The sequence below is a fragment of the Phytoactinopolyspora endophytica genome (assembly GCF_004138495.1).
GTDB classification, from domain to species: domain Bacteria; phylum Actinomycetota; class Actinomycetes; order Jiangellales; family Jiangellaceae; genus Phytoactinopolyspora; species Phytoactinopolyspora endophytica.
In genome coordinates this window covers 195,017-195,383 of sequence record NZ_ML142858.1, presented here as the reverse complement: position 1 = coordinate 195,383, position 367 = coordinate 195,017, and the positions used below count along the sequence as shown (strand labels likewise).

Sequence of the window (367 nt, the reverse complement as noted above, 5' to 3'; positions counted from 1 at the left end):
GAGCCCGTCACACACCACGATGCACACATCGTGCGTGCCGCGATTCTTGATCTCGGTCAGCACCTGCAGCCAGAACTTCGCTCCCTCGCCGCCGTCGCCGGCCCACAGCCCGAGGATGTCCCGCTCGCCGGCCACGGTGACGCCGATGGCGACATAGATCGGCCGGCTGGTGACCTGACCATCACGAATCTTCACGTGGATCGCGTCAATGAACAGCACCGGATACACGCCCTCCAGCGGCCGGTTGCACCACTCGGCCATCTCACCGACCACCTTGTCGGTGATCCGCGAGATCGTGTCCTTCGACACCATCGCGCCGTACACCTCGTCGAAGTGCGCCACCACCTCACCCGTGGTCAGACCCTTA

General features: G+C 64.3%; 1 protein-coding gene. It reads right to left on the bottom strand.

The window, feature by feature from the left end; genetic code table 11:
• Nucleotides 1-367: transposase (locus ELR45_RS38495; protein ID WP_205856917.1), on the bottom strand; the 367-nt coding region annotated here is incomplete at both ends.